The sequence below is a fragment of the Myxococcales bacterium genome (assembly GCA_016712525.1).
Classification (GTDB): domain Bacteria; phylum Myxococcota_A; class Polyangia; order Polyangiales; family Polyangiaceae; genus JAAFHV01.
Window position 1 is genome coordinate 1,742,906 of the sequence record JADJQX010000007.1, and the last position, 18,041, is coordinate 1,760,946.

Genomic DNA, 18,041 nt, shown 5'->3' on the forward strand with positions numbered 1-18,041 from the left:
ACGATGGATGCCCAGGCTCTTTCCGGATGGCTCGCCGTCCTCGACAAGCTCTCGTATTACGACCTCCTCGGAGTACCGAAGTCGGCCACGCACGACGACCTTCGGCGCGCCTTCCACGCCTTCGCCGAGACGTTCCACCCCGACGCCCACCGCGCACGGCCGCCGAACGAACAAGGCGCGGTCGAGACGATCTTCAAGCGAGGCGCCGAGGCGTTCAGGGTGCTCTCGGAGCCGGGTCTGCGGGCGCAGTACGATCAGGCGCTGACCCTCGTCACGGACCAGGGCAGCGCTCGCGCGGCCGTCGCGACGCGCACGGTCACGACCAACAGCATCGCCCCTGCCCCCGCGAGGCTCCTCGACACGGTGCGCTCCCCGGGCGCGCGCCCCTTCGTCTTGCGGGCCGAGGAGCTCGCGAAGAAGGGCGACTTCAAACAAGCGAAGCTCCAGCTCACGATGGCGCTCCACATGGAACGCGGGAACGTGAGGCTCGAGGCCTTCGCGAAAGAGCTCGACGAGAACGCGAAGAAACAAGCGGCCGACGAAAAGTCGAACTGGAAAAAGTAGACATAAGCCCTTGTTTTCATTGGGCTTTTAGTCGACGAGCGCGATCCCCTCGCGGATGGTCCGAGCGAGCTCGCTCGACATGCGGCGCAGCGCCGCCACCGAGCCCTCGAGCGCCCCCGACACCTCGGTGAGCTCGCGCTCGAGCTCATCGTTCTTGGCGTCGAGCTGGCCCTTGAGGGCCTCGATTTGATAGCCGAGGTCGGCGACGACGACGGACATCCGAGCCTCTTCCGAGTGGAGCGCGGAGGCCTCCCACACTCGCCCGTCCGACGTGCGCGCGCTCTCGGGCCCCTCCCCTCCGTCCACGGCGACGCGCCGCGTACGCACGGCCTCGAGGTGGGCGCGTTCACGCGACCTGTCGCGAAGGAGCACGTCGATGGCGTGCCCGAGGTTCGCCCGGAACTCGCGACCGCGCGCCTCGACTCGATCGACACGCGACTGGAGCTCCGCCACCGCACGCGCCGAGCGCTCGACCCGCGGGATCATCTCTCCGGCCATCGCCGCGAGGTCCGCTGCGCGCGCCGCGTTCTCCCCGTACGCCCCACCACGCCGGCGGGCGTCGCCGATCCTCGCCTCGAGCTCCGCGAGCGCCGTGCGCCACTTGGTCGCCATCTCCGGGGTGCCGAGGTGAGGGAGCACGGCCAACCCGTGAGCGCTCTCGTTCGCGCGGAGCGCACGCGCGGGCTCGTCGTTCGTCGAGGGTGGCCCCTCCGACCCGGGCCCCGCCGGAGAGAACCCTCGGATGGCCGTGACCTCTGCGCTCGAACCCGGGGCGAGGCTCGCGACGACCGTCTCTTGAGGGGGGTGGTACGGGTGCGGGCTCGAGGTGACCGCGATGGCCGGGAGAGACGTCGACGAGATTCCCCCCGACCTCCGCAGGACGTCGATGAGCCCGTCGTGCACGGCGAACGCGTCTTGCGGGCGATCTTCGGCCCTCCGCGCCAACATGGAGAGGATGAGCGCCTCGAGCCCTGCGGGCAGGTGCACGCCGCGCTGCACGGGAGGAATGGGGGCGTGGGTGATCGGCTTCAGGAGGAGATCGGCCTGGCCTTGCCACTCGTACGGGAGGGTGCCCGTCACCATTTCGTAGATGACCACTCCGAGCGAGTAGATGTCGGCGCGCTCGTCGGCCGGGATGCCCTCGACGTACTCCGGGGCGATGTACCCCGGCGTGCCGAAGAGCTGCTCGGAGAACGTCAGGCTCGGCATGTCCATGATCTTCGCGATGCCGAAATCCGTCAGCTTGACGATGTCGCGGCCGGCATCGTCACGGACGATGAGCACGTTCTCGGGCTTGAGATCGCGGTGAACGATGCCCATCTGGTGAGCGCGCGCGAGGGCGCTCGCGACCTGGATCCCGATGCGAGCGGCCCGCTGCCAGTCGAGGCGCCCACGCTGGACGTGCGCGTGGAGCGACTCGCCTTCCACGTACTCCATGACGAGGTACGCCACCCCGTCCGCCTCGCCGACATCGCTGATCTCGACGATGTTCCGGTGGTTGATGCGGTTCACGGCCCGGGCCTCCCGCAAGAAGCGCTCGCGGTGGGAGGGGTTCAAGCCGAGCTCCTTTCGGAGGATCTTGAGGGCGCTCAGGCGGTCGATGATGATGTGCCGGGCGAGGTAGACGCTCGACATGCCGCCGAGCCCCAAGCGCTTGATGAGCCGGTACCGCGAGGCGATCGTCTTGCCGAGGTACTTGTCGTTGCTTCGCTCGAGCGAGACGCCGTCGTACGGGCAGAAGCCCGCGTCGTCGGGGAAGAGCTCGGAGCAACGGGGGCAGATTTTCATCGGAGGAGGCGCGGGCGATGACCACCCCGAGACGGAGCGGCGGGCACCCCGCGACGTTCTCGAGGCTACCAAGGAGTTCGCGCGCACGTGAATCTTCCTGCGCGCGCGAGACCTCCGCCCACGAAGGAGCCGACCTACGTCGTTCGCTTAAGCGCGCGCGAGACCTCCGCCCACGAAGGAGAGGACCTCGCTCGCGCGTCTACACGGGAACCGGCCCGCCGAGGACGCCGAAGAACCGCACGATCCACAGGGCGATCGCCACGAGGAGGAGGCCGAAGATCGCCTTCACCACGCCGCGGATCGCGGGCGCCTCGTCGAAGCGGCGGGTGTGCCCGTCCCGGGCGGCGACGAAGACGAGGCGCGCCGAGAGCACGCCGAGCAGCACCACGAGCGGCGGTGCCACGGGGTTCAACATCGCCCCCGAAAAGTCGAGGGAGAGCAGCGCGAGCGTGGACCGGGTCGCGCCACACGTCGGGCACGGCACGTGGAACATAGCCGCGAGCGGGCACCTCACGACGCCGCTCCCGACGACGAGCGCGTAGGCGACGATGGCCGAACCGACGAGGAGCGTCGCGCGCGCGCGTTTCGCGAGGGGCACGGTCGAAACCGGCGCGTGCTCGTTTCCCTTGGGCATCCCCGAACTTTATGCAATCCTTCGGTAGAAATCGCGGGGACTCGCTCCCTTCGACATGCACACGACTTCGCGAGGAGAGCAGACGCCCATGATGGTGACCGATCCCACGACCGCAAATTCGACTGTCCACGCCGCGGGCGGGTACGGGCCTCCGGGCGGCATGCCTCCTGGCGGCGGTTACGGTGGCCCGCCCCCCGGCGGCGCCCCCCCCGGCGGCTACGGCGGCCCCCCCGGCGGTGGTGGCCCGCCCGGCTTCGGTGGTCCGCCCCCCGGTGGCTACGGTGGGCCTCCCCCCGGTGGTGCGCCCCCCGGCGGCTTCGGTGGACCGCCCCCCGGTGGTTACGGCGCACCTCCGCCCGGCTTCGGTCCCCCCGGTGGAGGCTTCCCGCCCCCCGGCGGCCCCATGATGCCGGGCGCCGGAGGCGACGTGAACACGACGCTCCCGATCATCCTCGGCGTCATCTCGTGCCTCTGCTGCGGCATCAGCTTCATCCTGGGTGTCGTCGGGATCGTGCTCGCCGTCCAGGCCGGCAACGCCAAGAACATGGGCGACATCGAGGGCGCGCGGAGCAAGGCCAAGACCGCGACGATCCTCGGCGCCGTGGGCATCGGCCTCGGCCTCCTGCTCGACGTCGTCTGGGGCATCATCAACGTCGCCGCGAACTCCTGACACGACCTTCGTCCTAGGACGCTGCCCGGTCACCGCGAGGAGGCCGGGCAGTCTCCTTTTTGTCGCCACGCGTGCGCGCCCACACGCGACATTCCCCTTTCAAGTCGGACAGTTATGCGTCCGTGAGGGTGGCCCTCACGGGCGCACACCTCGGATCTTGGCGAGCACGGCGCGGGCCGTGCCGCTCGTCCCGTCGGGGGAGAGCGCGGCCTCGAGCCGACGTTCGACGAGGGACTCCTCGAAGGCCGTTGCGCGATCGTCCGCGTCGAGATCGTAGAAGGCCTTCGACCACACGATCTCGCCCGTCGCGCGGGTCTCGCGCGTCGCGGAGCACAGCTCGGCGATCAACGTGTCGCGCTCGTCGGGGCTCACCGCGCACCTCCTTCGAGCCGACCAGAGACGCGAACACCTCGCTCCTCGAGGCACCCGACCAGGGCACGTTTCGCCCGGGTGACGTTCTGCAAGAACGTGTTCGTCCGCATGCCGAGGCGCACGGCTAGCGACGCGTCGGTCGCAGAGCCCGAGCCCTCGAGCCTCGCCAAGACAACCTCCCGCGGCTTCGCGGGCAGGAGCTCGAGGCAGAGACGGAGGGCCTCACGGAGGAGGTCGTCGCGCGCGCCGCCCTGCGGGAGCTCCACCGCCGCCGACTCGAGCGCGGCTTCGTCCGCCACGGTCACCCTCCGCCTGCGAAGCTCCGAGATCGCCGTGTTGCGTGCCGTCGTCACGGCGAAGCGCATGAGCGAGCTCGGCCGCCCGTCGGGGACGACCCTCGGGGCGGCCTGCCACACACGAAGGAAGGCCTCCTGGAGCACGGCCTCGGTGTCCACGACGCGCGCGAACCCTCGAAGCGAAGCCCGCACCTCGGGCTCCACGGCGCCGAGCCACGCGGCGAACGCCGTGTCGTCCCCGGCCGCAATGCGTGCAAGATACACATCCGTGTCCACGAGCCCTCCTTCGTCCGTTCAGCCGAGCGCCACCCGGAAGGGGAACGCGCCTGCCATCTCGAGCCCCGTGACCGCGAAGGCCTCCAGGCGCCCTTCGCCGTGAAGCACGACGAGGCGAAGCACCGCCCCCGCTCCGTACGAGCCCGGCGCCGTCGACCGCGCCGCGTCGATCCGAGCCGGCCGCCCCTCCCCCGTCGCCATGATGAGACGGAGCGTGTCGTGGTGGAACGTGAGCTCGTCCGACAGCGTGATCTCGACCACCAAGACACCCTCGGTCGATCGCACGAGCCGCCCCACGACGAGCCTCGGCGAGGGCGATGGCGCCGCGCTCTCCTCGTCGTGATCGTCGGCACCCGAGCCACCGCCCTCGTCGGCGTTCCCGAGGACCGCCCTCGCGACACGCTCGAGGAGCGAAGGCTTCGGCGGCGGGGCCGCCTTCTTCTTGGGCGCCACGAACGTGTCGCGCGCCTCCTCGGACTTGGACTCTTTCCGACGCTCGCCACCGCCGCCTCCGCGCGACGCAGGAGGCGCCCCCGAAGGTGCCATGGGCGCGGGCATCGGCATCCCCATCGGCATCGGGATGGCTTGGCTCGGCGCGAACGCGACCGATCGAGCCGCCACCGGCATCACGCTCGACGCCGCGCGCAGCCCCACCCCCTCCGCCGACATGCCGTACGGGAGCGCGTGAGGGACGACCTCTCGGCGCGTCGGCAGCGTCGGGTCCACGGTGCGCTCGTGCGAGACCGCCACGAACGACGTCTTGCGCGTGACGATGGCGTACGCGAGCCCGAGCCGCTCGATTTCGGCGTCCCCCTCGCCGCGGAGCTCACCCGCGGCCATCCGCATGTCGACGTCGCTCACCGCCTCGCGGCCGAAGAGAGACCGAACGTACGGTCGCTCGACCCCGTCGGGACGAATGGGGACCTCGTGGACGAACGGTCCGTCGGCAGAGACTCCCTCGATGCGGACCGCCGCGGTCTCCCTCGAGAGCCGCATCGGGACGAGGCACGGTGCACCGGCGTGGAGGTCGGGGACACGCCGAGCCGCGAGCGCGACGGCCGCGCCCGTGCGCGCATCCACGAGGGTCAACCCTGTCACGACCGGCGCGTCGGTGCGGGCGAGCAGCCTCGCGACGAGGGGCTCCGTGTCCTCCCCGAGCCCACACACGATCTCGATGCCCCTCCCCGCGCGCGCTGCAGGGCCCAGCAAGGACCGGTTCACCGCCGACCCGACCCCGACCGTGTGGACGCGTGCACCATACACGTTTTGGCGCAGGATCGCCGTGACGATCTCTTGCTCGAACCCGATGAGCCCGTCGGTCACGAGGACGACCTGGGCCGCACGCCCGGGCCGCACGTCGGAGAGGGCGCGCTCGATGCCGTCGCGCATCTCGGTACCCCCCGAAGCCACGAGCGACGCGAGCCATGCCGACGCCGCGCGCTTCGTCTCGGGGGTGGCGAACGACGGCCCTTCCCGAAACGCCCGAGGCCGAGACGAGAACTCGACGAGGTGGACGGTGTCGTTTTCGTCGAGAGAAGCGACGAGCGCCAACGCGACGCGCTTCGCCTGGGCGAGCGGCTCCCCGCCCATCGACCCGCTCGTGTCGAGCAACACCGTCAAATCCCTTGGAACTGCGCGCACTTGGCGCCCCGCGGGGGGCACGACCGTCACGAGCGCGTACACGGCGTCCTCGTCGCGGTCGACGTGTACGTGCGCCGCGCCCGAGCTCTCCGCGCGCGCACCGTCCCACCGAACGACCACGTCGCGATCGAGCGGCATGTGCCCCTCTCCACCGAACGTCACGACGGTCGCGGCGCCGTCCTTCGCACACTGGATGGGGTGCGAAGGCGACTCGGGGGACCGCCCCGCGGCGAGGGCGTCTCGCACCACGAGCGACAACGTCACGCGGGGCCCGAGGGGCATGTGCTCACGGACGTCGAACGTGACCTTCGACGCGTCGACGACACGCCCCGATTCGCCGAGGTACCGGGGCGCGAGCGTGGTCGGAAACCGTGCCTCCCAGACGCCCCGGCTGGGCTCGTGCGCGTAGGTGAGCAGGGCATCCAGCGTGATCCGCGCCACGACCTCGGCCCGCGGCGGCACGTTCCCGATCTCCTGCGTGAAGACGGTCGAGCGCTCTTCCTCGAGCAGCGCCGCCGAGTGGCCCGAAGCGACGGCGTCCTCGAACCGCTCGCGAGCGCGATCGCGGCGATCGATCTCGGAGGTGATGGTTCGATCCCCGAGCACGAAGCTGAAGGCCACGACGGCCGCGTCGAGCGGGAGCGGGAGGCTGTAGGTGACGTGAAGGGGCGCGTCGTTCGGGTTCTCGAAGCGCTGCTCGAGGACCGTGCGCACGATCCCTCCGCACGCCTCGGCGACGATGCGCGTGTCGCGCAACACGAGCGCTCCGGTCGGGGCCGAGAGAGGCGAAGCGGTCGATGGGGAGGGCTGCGTGAAGGGCATCGCGGGGCGGGTCATGGTCGGCTCCTTGGGGTGCGGCGAGGACCTCTTCCCCGCGCGCTTCACCGAGGCAACGCAGCCGACGTACGCCTTGGTGACATCGGCCCGGTCGATTTCGTCGATTTCTCGTAAACCGCCGTTATCGCTCTGGTTATGCCCGCCCGTAGACCGGGATCTCGGCCCCCGAGACGTCCCTCGAGCCCTCTCCGAGGAGGAACGCGACGACGTCGGCGACCGACGACGTGGCGACCCACCGCGAAACGTCCGCGGTCGGCATCGCCGCGCGGTTCGCGGGGGTGTCCATGGTGCTCACCAAGACCGCGTTGACGCGCACGTGGGACTCCTTCACCTCTTCGGCGACGGCCCGCGCGAGCGCCACCGCCGCGGCCTTGCTCGCCGTGTACGCCGCCGCGCTCGCGCCGAGCCATGGTCGCTCGACGTTGCGTGAGCCGATGACGACGATGCTCCCGCGGCGCCGCGACACCATGCCCGGCAAGAAGGCGGCGAGCGACGCGTGCACCGTCCTCGTGTTCGCGTCGAGCATCGCGTCGAGCCCCGCGTCGCTCTCGTGGATCGGCGCGCCGCCTCCCCAGCCTCCGGCGACCAGCGCGGCGGCGTCTACCGGCCCCGAGGCCGCGTGCTCGAAGCGGCTCACCGCCTCGGAGAGGCTCTCTCGCGAGAAGACCTCGACCCCGAGGGCCGTCCCCCGGACCTCCGCGGCGAGCTGCTCGAGCGCGGCGCTCGGACGGTCCACGAGCCCCACGTTCGCCCCATCGGCAGAGAGTCGCGCCACGATCGCTCGCCCCAGCGCACCCGCCGCACCTGTCACGATGACGTTCATGCGACGAGGGTAAACCGCGAGAGACCGGGGCCGCGAGCGAGAACGCAGGAAAGCCTCGCCCCGCCCTATCCCAAGGCTCGAAGGGGGAGCGCGCGGCCCTCCCCAGGCCCGCGCCCACGCCTCGCGGCTCAGTTCTTGAGCGTGCACCTCGCGGGCAGCCGGTACTCGAAGCCGGTCCCGACGACCACGCGTCCGGCCTCGAGCTTGGGGAGCACCTTCATGACGGTCCATCGTTCGAGCTTGCGCCCGGGCTCCGCGTCGAAGCCCTTGGCCTTCTGCTCGACCCCCTCGAGGCAGACACGCGCCTCGCTCCAGCGCACCCGGGCGAAGAGCGGCGCCGCGCCTTCGGGCTTGTCTTGTGCGTTCTCGGGCTTGAGCCACTCGCCCGTCACTTGGACGGTCGCTCGGTACCCGGACGGATCCGCCTTGCACGCCGGGTCGTCGGCCATCACCAACGTCGACCACGCCGCGAGCCTGAGCTCTTTGCCTTTCGCGAGGAGGAGCCTCGCCGGATCTCCTGCCGAGGCGGGCTCGTTGCCGCTCGCGAGGCGCACCACGCCGAGCTCACCGCGCGGCCCGACCGCGAGCGCATCGGGGTTCGAGGGGTAACGCTCGGAGTCGGGAGAGCCCTTCCACTCGAGGACCTGCGTGAGCGCGCCGCCCTTCTGAAGCCGAAATACGACGCTCTGCGAGCCGTTGCTCACGAGCACGCCGAGCTCGTCTCCGGGCAGGTCGACGGCCGAGACGGCGCTAAGGATCGCCTCTTCGGGGAGCACGCCGACCCTCGCCGCTCCGCCCCGAAACGCGACGAGGAGCCTGTCGGTCGCGAAGAGGAGGCCGCCCGGCGCCGCCGGATCCTGCGGTGTGATCGGCACGGCCCGCGAGAAGGTCGCGTCCGAGAGGAGATCGTCCAGGGTGAGCGGCCCGCCGTGGATCGACTGGGCCACTTCGGACGCCACGAGCGTGCCGGTGCGCACGGTCGCCTGGGGATCGAAAGGGAGGATGTAGTGGAAGGTGCTCCGATACGTCGACGGCGTGAGGTTCGGCGCGACGAAGGACATCGCGCGTTTGCCGGGCTCGCCCTCGTCGCCGCCGTCGCCGCCGTTCACGGGGTGAATCGAGCCGCGCGGGTAGTGGGTCTCGTCGACGCCGTTCGGGAGGTAGGTCGCCCCGAGGCCCGGCGACCTATCGTTCTGCGCCGCGCTCTTTCCTCGGAGCTGCCCAGAGCTCTCGCAGACGAGGACGCGCCCTTCGGCGAACGGCTTCGTCTCGTGAGGCGGGGGCACCTCGACCTTCTTCAAGGGAGGCTTCGGGGGCTCGGCCGCGAACCCGACACGGAGCCACGGGCCGAGGCTGCACCCCACGGCTCCACACTGGATGCTCCCGTAGCTTCGTTTGCTCCCCGGGCCGACCGACTGCGACGGGGGGCCCGCCACCTCGGTCCACGTGAGCCCGCGATCGACCGTCTGGAAGAGGCGACCCTCGGGGCTCATGCCGAGCGCGCGGGGCCCCGACGTCCCGTACGTGGCGTTGTCACCGACGAAGGTCGTCGAGACGACCGGCCCCCCCGGGGTGATCGTGATCGAGCGGCCACCGCTCCAACCGCGCAGGGAGCCATCGGGCTGGAACGTCCACTCGCGGAGCACCGATCCCCCCGATTTTCCCATGTACATCATAGACTTATAACGACCGACGGAGGTCGTCAGCTCGGCGTCGGTGAACGTCCTTACGTCGCCCGTCGCGAGGTCCGTGATCGAGTACGGCTTGGTCTGGAGTTGGAGCGACACCGCGCCGCCGTCGGACCTCGGCACCACGTAGCCGAGCGCGACCGGGCTGCCGGCGTCGGTCGACGGCGCGCGCTCGACCCACGAGCCCTGCGCCGTCCGCACGCACGCGACCCCGTCCCGTTGCGGCCCCGAGCAAGGACCGGCGAACGCCAAGGCGCCGTCGTCGCCGGCGGAGAACGGAGCCACGAACGGGAAGGATTGTTCGATCTGCGGGGTCTTCCCGTAGAGGGTGCCCGACACGACGAAGCGCTCGGACGTCTGACCGTGCCGGGTGCACAGGAAGAGCGCGTCGTCGGGTGTACGCACGCCCTCGCACATCGCGTCGAGCGGGACCTTCCCCGTCTGGACGGACACGATCTCGCCACGCCGAAGCGAGACACGAAAGACGTCGCCGTTCGCGACGAAGACGGCGATGCCCTCTTCCTCGGCGGGCACGCCGGTGCGCATGGCGACACGCGCCGGGGCCTCGCCCTGACGCCACCTGGGATCACGCTCCTTCACGGGCTCGGCCGGCACCGCGTCGACGCGGCCTAGCCGCCCGTCGGGCTCGAGGCGGGCGTACGCGTCCTCTTGGCTCGTGACGTAGATGGCGTCGGGGCGCGCTTCGATCGAGCCAGGCGCGCCTCGGAGCTGGTTCGTCACGTCCCGGTAGGTCTTGCCTGCGTCTCGTGTGGCGAGGAGGCGGCCCGTGTCGGTGAGGACGAGCCCGAGGCCGTCGTCGCGCGCCGCGAGCTCCGAGAGCCCAGGCGGCTCGAGCCCGACCCTCGCCCCGTCGGTGAGGCGGATGGCCCAGCGCTGGCCGTCGTTGCTCCGCACGAGGGCGCGGTCGAAGCCGAAGTCCACGGCGTGCACGTGAGCGTCCGGGAAGTATGCCAAACCTTTGAGTTTTCCGTCGAACGAATCGGCGTGGTAGATGGCCGTGTCGTTGAAGAACAGAAACCCTCCGCCGAGCCTCGCGGGGACCTCCACGACGGACGAGAGCGCCGTCGTCGCGACCTCGCTGGCCGACCGCATGCGCACCCCGTCGGTGACGACACGCACCCCGTCGACGAGGAGGCCTGTCTCGGATTTCCCGAGCGGCACCGAGTCGCCACGGGAGGCGCCCCCCCACGCCGAGAGCACGTAGGACGAGGGCTCTTCGACGGCCGCGGGGGCTTGGGCGTCTTCGACCGGAGACGCCGGGTGGGCGACGTGGACCGGGCGCTCGCGCGGCCCGCAGGCAGCGAACGCCGCGGCGGCGAGCACGAGCGGCACGAGCGGAGAGAGGAGATGGGGCGTTCGACGTTTCACGAAACACTCCGCTTGGAGGGGGTCGCACCGAGATCCGTGACGGAGGCGGGCGGGGCCTGACCGAGCACGGAGAGATACACCGAGCGTACGTCTCGGTTCACCGAGTGTACGTGAGCGAACAGCGCCTGCGCGGCCGAACCGCCAGGACCGTCCCGCATGCCGAGGCGACGTGCGAGGAGCGCCACCTTGGCCTTGCCGGCCTCGAGGACGGACGTCCCCGTACCGGTCGAGACGCGCAGCGCCTGTTCGATGCCGCGGAGCGCACGGTAGCCATCGAGCAGCACCGTAGCGTCGTGGGCGTCGAGGAGGCCACGCGCCTCGAGCGCGGCGATCGCGGCCTCCGTGTCCGGGGTCCGCAGCGAGCGCTCTCCGCCGTGTTGCATCTGGAGGAACTGAACGGCGAACTCCACGTCGACGATTCCACCGTAGCCGACCTTGAGGTCGAGGCGCTCGTGGGGCTCGCTCTCTCCGCGGCGCTCGCGCCCGATCTCGCGCTCCATACGCATGCGCAGCGCGTGCATCCCGGCCGCAGGAGGGGCGCCTCGATCGTACGCGGCGCGCTCGGCGATCTCGGTGACCTCCACGCCGAGCGCCGCGTCTCCAGCGACGATGCGCGCGCGGAGGAGGGCCTGGCGCTCCCAGTCGGCGGCCTCGGGGTCCCTCCCCTCGCGCTCGCCGTGGTAGCGGCGGAAGGCGTCCACCGAGACGACCAAGAGGCCCTGATTTCCCGAGGGACGGAGGCGCGTGTCGAGCTCGTACCCCGGGCCGTCCCCGTGCGGGACACTGACGAGGCGGAGCACACGCTGCGCGGTTCGCACGTACCGCTCGGCGAGGTCGTCGTCTCCGGTGTCGCGGTACACGAAGAAGATGTCGAGGTCGGAGCCGTAGCCGATCTCGCGGCCGCCGAGCTTCCCCATGCCCACGACCACGAGGCCCCCGCCGAGGCCCCGCTCGGCGAGCGCGCGGCCGAGCGCACGCTCCAGGGTCTCTTCCGCGAGCGCCGAGAGCACTCGCTGGGCATCGCGAGCAGAGAGCTCCCCCGAGAGCTCGGCGAGCCCGACCTCCATCGTCACGCGGGCCTTCGCACGTCGAAGCGCGCCGACGAACACCTCCGCGTCGTCGTCGTCACCGCCGCTCGCCGTCGAGAGCTCCTCGGCCACGGCGTGCCGCGCCGTCTCCGGGGTGGGAGCGCCGCGCGCGAAGAGGAGACGATCCACGAGCTCGGGCCTCGCGATGAGGGCCCCCCCGAGGAACTCGCTCGCGCCGAAGAGGCCGACGAGACGCGAGAGCACGCGGAGGTCCTCCGCGAGCACACGCACGTAAGCGCTTGGCGTCCTAAGCCTAGAAAAGAACGCACATAACAAGCGAGACGCTTGTTCGGGATCGGCCGCCTCGGCCAAGAGGCGCAGGGTCTCGTGAGGCACGGCAGGGAAGGCGTCTCGGGTCTTCGTCCCGAGGATGTCGTCGGGTCGTTTGGCGAGCGCCAAGAGGTGCCGGGGGAGATCGGGGGCGAGCCCGAACGCGCTCGGGAGGACCTCCCGCACCTTGTCCTCCTCCCCGCTCTCGAGGGCGATGAAGACACGCACGATCGCCTCGGAGGCGCGCTGGCCTTTGGCGGGCACGAGGGTGGACTCGAAGAGCTCGTGCACCCGCACCCGTGTACGACGCACGTCGGCCTCGAACGCCTCTGCCGACGCGAACCCGAGGCTCGACGCGATGGCCGAGAGCACGGCTCCGCGAGGGAGCGTGTGGGTGTGGAGCCCCGTCGCGTTCTGGACCCGATGCTCGATTCGACGGAGCGCGAGGTACCCGTCACGTGTGTCGCGCGCCTCCCGTTCGGTCACGAGCCCGCGCGATCGCAGCCGCAAGAGGGCGTCGAGGGTGCCGCGCGCGCGGAGCTGAGCGTCCTTCCCGCCCCACACGAGCTGGAGCGACTGCACGAAGAACTCCGCCTCGCGGATACCCCCCTCCCCGTGTTTGAGGCACCGCTCGGGGTCCTCCGAGAGCTCGGCGCGGGAGCGCACGACGAGCTCGGCCATCTCGGCCGCGATCTCGGGTTTGACCACGCGCCGCCACACGAACGGCGCGAGCGCCTCGAGGACACGCTCCCCGAAGGCGAGATCTCCCGCGACGGGGCGCGCACGAAGGAGAGCCGCGCGCTCCCAGGTGCGGCCCCAGCTCTCGTAGTAGCGCTCGGCGGCAGCGAGCGCGTTCACGAGCGGACCGCGCGATCCCTCGGGGCGGAGCCGCAGGTCGACCCTCCAGACGATCCCGTCGGAGGTAGCGTCGTCGAGCGTCGACGTGAGCCTCTGGGTCACCCGCGCGAAGTACTCGTGGAGCGACACGTCGGTCGCCCGGCCGTCTTTCACGAGCTCGCCGTCGTCGGTCTCGTAGAACGGGAGGAGGTCGACGTCGCTCCCCGCGTTGAGCTCACGGCCCCCGAGCTTTCCCATCCCGAGCACCACGTACCCGCAGGGGGTGCCGTCCCGCGTCACGGGCTCGCCGAAGCGCGAACGGGCCCAGGTCGTCGCTTCGAGCCAGGCGACCCGGACGACCTCGTCGGCGAGATCCGACAGCTCCCTCGCCGAGACGTCGACGTCTCCGTAGGTCGGGAAGAGCTCCCTCGCGGCGATCCGGAGCTTCTCCCGACGCGCGAGGATACGGAGGCCACGGCGAACCCCCTCGGCGTCTCCGAGGTCGGGGCACAATTCCGCAGATAACCTCCTGTAAACATTCGCATTTCGACGTGCCCGCAGGCCCGAGCGGGCCACGTGGACGAGGTCCTCCGGGCGGGCATCGATGGCCCTGCCGATCGCGGGGTAGGCGCACGACACGAGCGCGCCCAGCGTGACCACGTCGTCCCCGGCGGGGCTCCCGCTCTCGGCGAGCCGCGCCGCCATGCGAGCCTTCGCCGCGGCGAGCTCACCCGACGTCTCGAGCACGTCGACGAGGGGGGAACGAGGGAAACCCATGCCGACGAGCTTACACGCACGGCCCGAGGTCCCGCGCCCCTCGTGACCCCTTCCGCGTGGGATCACGGGGTGCCCGTCGGAGGGGCCGAGGCTCCGGGCATTTTCGCCCGATCGCGCGTCGCGATTGCCGAATCCGCGCCCCTGGCCTAGACGGACCGCCCATGGTCCAGCCCGCCATCCTCGCGGTCGTCGTCCTCGTGGTCGGCGTGGCCTCGTACTTCGGGTTCCTCCCGGAGCGCGCCGGCAGCCCGAGCCTCTACCTCGTCATCGGTCTCCCGAACGTCGCGCTCGCCGCGTTCGCGCTCGTGCGGGCGCGTCGCGACGGCGTGCTCAAGCACTGGTTCGGCGTGCGAGGCGGCGATTTTTCGCTCGGGTTCGTCACGGCCGGCGCGCTCTTCGCGGCCACGTGGGCGTTCGTCCGGGTGTTCCTCCCCCAAGGCTCGCCCCGCACAGCGTGGCTCGCGCGCATCTACCTGCAGACGGGCGACCCCGCCGACCTCCGCAAGCACGTCGCGTTCGTGGTGGTGGGCCTCGTGCTCATGGCCGCCTGCGAGGAGATCGTCTGGCGAGGCCTCGTTGTCTCGCTCCTCGAGGAGAAGGTCGGCTCGAGCCGGGCCTGGCTCTACGCCCCCGTGCTCTACGCCGTCGCGCACGTCCCCGCGGCGTTCGCGCTACGCGATCCGGCGGCCGGACCGAACCCGCTCTTGCCGCTCGCGGCCCTCGCGTGCGGGCTCCTTTGGAGCTTCCTGAACCGAAAGCTCGGCCGGCTCACGCCCGGGATCTTCTCGCACGGCCTCTTCTTGTGGAGCGTCGTGATGATGTTCCGCATGTGGGGTCCTTCGGTCTGAGCGGCGCCGGCCGAAGGGACCCGTTCGCGGAAATCGGTCGCGCACGCCCCGGAATCGGACGCCGGGCCGTCGACGCCGCCCAGGGACGGGGTTAGGTTCGCGGCGAGGGTCATTCATGGCAAAAATCGAGATCGGCGAGGCAGGTCCAGGCCTCCGCCGCGTGGTGGTGTTTTTGATAGTCCTCGTCGTCACGGCCTTCGCGGGCTGCGGCATGACCAAGCGGATCGACGCAGGGCACGTCGGCATTCGCGTCAAGCTCGCCGGCAACGATCGCGGCGTGCAGGACATGGAGCTGAAGACGGGCTGGGTCGTCTATAACCCGATGTTCGAGCAGATCGTGCTCTTCCCGACCAGCGTGCAGAACATCGTGTGGACTGCGAGCCACAACGAGGGCTCTCCGCACGACGACAGCATCACGTTCTCGTCCTCCGAGGGCGTCAACGTGAACGGCGACATCGGCCTCTCGTTCCACATCGACCCGACGCTCGCCCCGAAGCTCTACGGGCGCTTCCGCCAGAACGACATGATGGCGCTCGCCAACGGGTACGTGCGCAACGTCATCCGCGAGGCCTTCAACGAGGTCGCGTCCACCATGCCGGTCCAGGAGATCTACGGCTCGGGCAAGTCGAAGATGCTCGCCGAGGTGCAGCGGCGCGTCGCGGCGAACCTCGGGAAAGACGGCATCGTCATCGACCAGCTCACCATCAACGGGGCGCTCCGCCTGCCGGAGAACGTCGCCCAGGCGATCAACCGCGCGATGGAGGCCACGCAGAACGCCATCCAGAGCGAGAACCGCGTGCGTCAGGTGCGCGCCGAGGCCGACCAGGCCGTCACGCAAGCGACCGGCGCCGCCGAGGCGATGCGCCAGAAGGCCCAAGGCGAAGCGGACGCGCTGCTCATCCGCGCCCGCTCCGAGGCCAAAGCGAACGAGATCATCCGGCTCAGCGTGTCGCCGACGGTGCTCCAATACCGCAGCCTCGAGCGCTGGAACGGGCAGCTCCCGGTCTACACCGCGGGCGGCAACGGCCAACTCCCGATGCTCACGATCGACGCGACCAAGCTCGGAGGTGGCCTCGACGAGAACGCGCGCCAGAAGAGGCTGAAGGAGCTCCTCGAGGAGCGAGGGCCGGGCCAAACGCAGGGCTCGCTCTCCCAGGGGCAGCCTGCCCCGGCGCAACCTGCGGCGAAGCCCGCCGAAGCCCCGGCCCAGCCCCAACCGGCCCAGCCCCAACCGGCCCCGCCACCCAAAGGCGCGCCGATCGCCCCCTGAAGCGGGGCTCGGGTACGAGATCGCCCTCGCCGTGCTCTCGCGGCGGGGGCGATGCCATTTGACGAGCGAACGGCGGAGGAGTAAGGGGGAGGGGTCGGGAAAGGTTGTCGGGCCCATCGGCCTCGGCCTTTTTGCGAAACCCGCCGTCGCCGCGGATCTTGGTCCCGGCGCAGCGAGACCGGAGTCCGTAGGCACGATTGGCGAGCCCGGCCCCGGCCCCCCGACGACGACGCGGGAGCCCCGCCCACACACCGCGCAAGAGCGCGCGATATCAGCGAAGAGGACGAACAGATCCCATGACGTTTACCGAAGCCGCGGCCGAGGTCTTGCGCATCGCCGGCAAGCCCCTCCACTACAAGGAAATCACCGAGCTGGCCGTCGAGAAGAACCTCTTGTCGCACGTCGGCAAGAGCCCCGAGGTGACCATGGGCGCCCGACTCGCGGCGCTGCTTAAAAAAGAAGACAAGACGAACCCCATCGTCCGGGTGAAGCCGGGCGTGTTCGCCTTGCGCGACTGGAACGAGAAGAAGAAGGGCAAGAAGGGCGAGCCCACCGAGACCGAGATCGCCGAGGCCGCTGGCGAGGGCATCGAGGAGGCCGCCGAGGTCAACGCGCTCGAGGTCGAAGCCGCCACGCGCTTGGCCGCCGCCCCGTCCGAAGGAGACGAGGACGAAGTGCTCGTGTCGGGCGAGGACGAGCTCCGCCGCAACCTCGCGGCGAGCGGCGCCGAGCTCTTCGACGACGAGGACGACGACGATCAACCCATCTTGGCCGCCCCGCCGAGCAGCAACGCCGCGCTCCCGCAAGGGGACGCCGCCGATGGTGGCCGTCGCCGTCGTCGCCGCCGCCGCCGCGGTCGCGGAGGGCGCGAGGGAGCCGAAGGCGCTCCGGGCGAGCCGGGCTCCGGTGAGCGCGCCGAGCCGGGGTTCACGGTCGAAGGCGAGGACGCACCCCCCGCCCGCGATCCTCTCGCGCCGGCCCCGCGCCCGCAGGTCCGCGAGCGCCACCAGATCATGGCGGGCGGCGCCCCGAACGGGATCGAAGCCCCGCCGGTCGCCGAAGGGGACGAGCTGCTCGGGCGCGAGCTCGCCGACGCGGCGCTCCTCGCGATGGGCGGGTTCGATCGCAACCAAGGGCCGGTGCCGCAGCGCACGGTGACCGACGCGCTCATGCGGCGCGGGCGCCTCTCGGGCGATCCTCAGCTCGCGCAGTCCCAGCTCATGGCCGCCCTCCGCGCCGACAACCTCCGCCGCCAGGCGCAGGGGCAGCGCCCGAGGTTCCGGTTCTCGCCAGGCTTCCGCCTCGCCCTCACCGACTGGCACATGAGCCCCGAGCTCGTGCGCCTCGAGCAGGACGCCATCGCCGCCGTGGAGAGGTACCGCGAAGCTTCCCGCCGCGCCATGCTGCGAAAGCTCCAAGAGCTGCCCGGCCACGCGTTCATGGAGCTCGTGCTCCTCGGGCTCGAGCGTGCGGGAATGGCGAGCCTCCGCGCCGTGCGCCGGGCCGGGTCGCCCGGCGGTGAGTCGCACTTCGCGGCCACCCACAAGAACGGGAGCGACGAGATCCGCACGGCGATCGTCGTGCGACGCGACGGCCGCGAGATCGGGCGCGAGCGCGTGAGCGACCTCCGCGGGGCGCTCCATCACTACGGGCCCGCGCAGGCAGGCTGGCTCGTCACGACGGGGCAGGTGCTCTCCGGGGCACGCGAGGAGGCGTCCGCGCCGAACGCCGCGCCCGTCGCCTTGTTCGACGGCACCGCCCTCGTGCGCTTGCTCGAGGACAACGACGTCGGCGTCGTGAAGACGCGCCTCACGACGGCGATCCCCGACCTCGAGCTGTTCGACACGCTCCGAGGCTGAGAGCGCAGCCATCCACCCGCCACCACGTCGCGTACGCCGCCAACGGCCGCGCGACGTGGTAGCTCGGCCGCGCCTTTCGGCTCGACCCTGGGCATGGAGCGGCTAGTCTTCGCC

Annotated in this window: 13 protein-coding genes; 5 read left to right on the forward strand and 8 right to left on the reverse strand. The window is 71.0% G+C overall.

Annotation, left to right across the window (positions count from 1 at the left end; genetic code table 11):
• Positions 1-3 precede the first annotated feature (3 nt).
• A complete protein-coding gene (locus IPK71_24450; protein MBK8216889.1) occupies positions 4-564 on the forward strand; it encodes a DnaJ domain-containing protein in 561 nt (186 codons plus the stop codon).
• A 27-nt stretch (positions 565-591) separates the two neighbouring features.
• Here IPK71_24450 and IPK71_24455 read toward each other — a convergent pair whose 3' ends face one another.
• Together IPK71_24455 and IPK71_24460 are read right to left on the reverse strand one after the other, a co-directional pair.
• The gene (locus tag IPK71_24455) at positions 592-2,352 is read right to left on the reverse strand and encodes a protein kinase (GenBank protein ID MBK8216890.1); all 1,761 of its coding nucleotides are present in this window, start codon (positions 2,350-2,352) and stop codon (positions 592-594) included.
• 199 nt (positions 2,353-2,551) lie between these two features.
• On the reverse strand, positions 2,552-2,986 hold the full coding sequence (locus IPK71_24460; GenBank protein MBK8216891.1) for a DUF2752 domain-containing protein: 435 nt from the start codon (positions 2,984-2,986) through the stop codon (positions 2,552-2,554).
• 88 nt (positions 2,987-3,074) lie between these two features.
• Here IPK71_24460 and IPK71_24465 point away from each other — a divergent pair, with 88 nt between their 5' ends.
• Entirely contained in the window at positions 3,075-3,656 is a 582-nt protein-coding gene (locus IPK71_24465; GenBank protein ID MBK8216892.1) for a CD225/dispanin family protein, read from the forward strand.
• A gap of 135 nt (positions 3,657-3,791) precedes the next feature.
• Here the strand turns inward: IPK71_24465 and IPK71_24470 are convergent, their stop codons facing one another.
• The 6 genes from IPK71_24470 to IPK71_24495 form a co-directional block, all read right to left on the reverse strand.
• Positions 3,792-4,028 (reverse strand): hypothetical protein, encoded by a 237-nt coding sequence (locus tag IPK71_24470; GenBank protein ID MBK8216893.1) that lies wholly within the window; start codon positions 4,026-4,028, stop codon positions 3,792-3,794.
• Complete coding sequence (locus IPK71_24475; GenBank protein MBK8216894.1) at positions 4,025-4,600, reverse strand: sigma-70 family RNA polymerase sigma factor; 576 nt, start codon at positions 4,598-4,600, stop codon at positions 4,025-4,027. The genes IPK71_24470 and IPK71_24475 overlap by 4 nt, the downstream gene beginning before the upstream one ends.
• 18 nt (positions 4,601-4,618) lie before the next feature.
• Positions 4,619-7,078 (reverse strand): VWA domain-containing protein, encoded by a 2,460-nt coding sequence (locus IPK71_24480; GenBank protein ID MBK8216895.1) that lies wholly within the window; start codon positions 7,076-7,078, stop codon positions 4,619-4,621.
• Positions 7,079-7,211: 133 nt separating this feature from the next.
• The gene (locus IPK71_24485; GenBank protein MBK8216896.1) at positions 7,212-7,901 is read right to left on the reverse strand and encodes an SDR family NAD(P)-dependent oxidoreductase; all 690 of its coding nucleotides are present in this window, start codon (positions 7,899-7,901) and stop codon (positions 7,212-7,214) included.
• Positions 7,902-8,029: 128 nt separating this feature from the next.
• Positions 8,030-10,978, reverse strand: a complete 2,949-nt coding sequence (locus IPK71_24490) for a hypothetical protein (protein ID MBK8216897.1) — start codon at positions 10,976-10,978, stop codon at positions 8,030-8,032.
• Entirely contained in the window at positions 10,975-13,950 is a 2,976-nt protein-coding gene (locus IPK71_24495) for a bifunctional [glutamate--ammonia ligase]-adenylyl-L-tyrosine phosphorylase/[glutamate--ammonia-ligase] adenylyltransferase (GenBank protein MBK8216898.1), read from the reverse strand. The genes IPK71_24490 and IPK71_24495 overlap by 4 nt, the downstream gene beginning before the upstream one ends.
• Before the next feature lie 161 nt (positions 13,951-14,111).
• Here IPK71_24495 and IPK71_24500 point away from each other — a divergent pair, with 161 nt between their 5' ends.
• The 3 genes from IPK71_24500 (at position 14,112) to IPK71_24510 (ending at position 17,927) form a co-directional block, all read left to right on the forward strand.
• Positions 14,112-14,798, forward strand: a complete 687-nt coding sequence (locus tag IPK71_24500) for a CPBP family intramembrane metalloprotease (GenBank protein ID MBK8216899.1) — start codon at positions 14,112-14,114, stop codon at positions 14,796-14,798.
• A 115-nt stretch (positions 14,799-14,913) separates the two neighbouring features.
• Positions 14,914-16,068: a prohibitin family protein gene (locus IPK71_24505; GenBank protein ID MBK8216900.1), complete on the forward strand. Its 1,155-nt coding sequence runs from the start codon at positions 14,914-14,916 to the stop codon at positions 16,066-16,068.
• A 296-nt stretch (positions 16,069-16,364) separates the two neighbouring features.
• Entirely contained in the window at positions 16,365-17,927 is a 1,563-nt protein-coding gene (locus tag IPK71_24510) for a restriction endonuclease (GenBank protein ID MBK8216901.1), read from the forward strand.
• The last annotated feature ends 114 nt before the right edge of the window (positions 17,928-18,041 follow it).